2 protein-coding genes are annotated in these 1,962 nt (G+C 34.8%); both read left to right on the forward strand.

Annotation, left to right across the window (positions count from 1 at the left end):
* Positions 1–978 (forward strand): T9SS type A sorting domain-containing protein (locus tag O3Q51_18335; GenBank protein ID MCZ4410781.1); only part of this gene is annotated, 978 nt, incomplete at its 5' end.
* Positions 956–1,930, forward strand: coding sequence for a T9SS type A sorting domain-containing protein (locus tag O3Q51_18340; protein MCZ4410782.1), 975 nt, complete (start codon positions 956–958; stop codon positions 1,928–1,930). The genes O3Q51_18335 and O3Q51_18340, both read left to right, overlap by 23 nt.
* Positions 1,931–1,962: the final 32 nt, after the last annotated feature.

The raw sequence follows: 1,962 nt of genomic DNA on the forward strand, positions 1-1,962 counted from the left end.
GCTATAATGAAAGATTCGTTAAGGTTTAAACAGTGGATTTTGGTTTTTAGTATGGTCATGGTAATAGCCATTACATCTGCTCAAAACCTGATTCCTAATGGTGGGTTTGAGGAGGGTATCACATGTCCTAGTTTTGTCGGGAATGTTACGGAAGAATGTGCGAATTGGTATGGCAGTCTTTTAAATAATGAGGATGATGATCCAACACCAGATTGGTTTCATACTTGTGCAGAATTTGAATCTCTCACTCCTCCGGAAGTAGCTTTTGGCTACCAAAATACTTATGAAGGAAACGGTTATGCTGGTATTGTTACATATGGTACTAACGACTCGGATTATAGAGAGACAATTGCGGTTCAATTATTAGAAAACTTAATTGTCGGACAGACTTATTTAGTAGAGTTTAAAATATCAAGTCTTCCAAATAATGATATTGGGATAGGAACCAATAATATCGGTTACAATTTTTCCACACACCCTTACTATTTAGTTCAAAACTTTCCGATAAACAGTAGTCATTTTAATATTGATACAGTTATTCCTCTATCCGATAGCTGGTATAGCGTTTCAGAAGTCTTTATTGCTGATTCTACCTATTCATATTTTCATCTAGGAAACTTCTTTGATGCTTCTTCGATCAATACGGAGTTTGGAAGTCCTAATAGTTTTATGGGATACTATGTAATTGACAATGTTAGCATTACTCCAATTCTATCAAACAGTTTAGAAAGCTTTCAACATTTTAAGCTATATCCTAATCCGGCTAGGTCTATCCTCACAATTGAGAATTTACAAAACTCAACGAATATTTCTGAAATCGCTGTATTGAAAATAAATGGTACGCGTGTTGAGCGATTCAATTTCAGTCAAAGAAATATTCAATATGAACTTGATATATCTTCACTAAGTCAAGGACTCTACATTCTTCAGATTATAACCCCTAAAACCATGTATTATGAGAAGTTTATTAAGGCTTGAGCAATGGATTTTGATTTGCAGTATGATAGTATTATCTGCTATGACCTCTGCACAAAACCTTGTACCCAATGGTGGGTTTGAAGAAGGGATCATCTGTCCAACTCAAACTGGAAATGTTACTCTTGAATGTTCTTTTTGGTATGCAAGTATTACAGCACCAATTCAAGAGCTACCTACACCTGACTGGTATCATACTTGTTCTGAAATTGATCTATTGTCGCCACCTGAATTAGTTTTTGGAAATGAAGCACCTTTTGCAGGCGAAGGATTGATTGGTTTTGTAACTTATAGTGCTAATTTTTTGAATGCCCGAGAAATAATAGGCGTAGAACTGATTGAACCTTTGGTTATTGATAATTCTTACTTAGTTGAATTCAAAGTATCCGGAATGGAAAATCCTGAAGTTCTTATCGAGACAAACAATGTTGGCTTTAATTTTTCCACACACGAATTCTATGCTCTGTCGGAATTTCCTATTAACTCGAGTCATTATACCTTGGAGAGCATTATTCCAATAGAAGGCTGGACTACAGTTTCAGAAGTTTTTGTAGCTGATTCAGCATACAATTATTTGCATATCGGAAATTTTTATAATGATACTAATACAATTGCCGATTTATCTGAACTGCCCGATGGAAGTGCTTACTATGCCATTGACGAGGTTTCAGTTACCCCTTTGCTTTCTGTGGAAAATAAGAAAATCGCTCATGACAACTTTAAGCTGTATCCTAATCCAGCTAGGTCTGTTCTCAATATTAAGAATTTAGAATACTCAACGAATATTTCTGAAATCGCTATTCTGACGATAAATGGGCTACTCGTTAAGCAGTTCAATTTCAGTAAAATAAAAACTCAATATCAGATAGATATATCCTCACTTAACCAAGGACTCTACATTCTTAAAATTATTACACCTAAAAATAGCTATAATGAAAGATTCGTTAAGGTTTAAACAGTGGATTTTGGTTTTTAGTATGGTCATGG

Source organism: Cryomorphaceae bacterium 1068, assembly GCA_027214385.1.
In the GTDB taxonomy this organism is placed as follows: Bacteria; Bacteroidota; Bacteroidia; order Flavobacteriales_D; family Cryomorphaceae; genus JAKVAV01.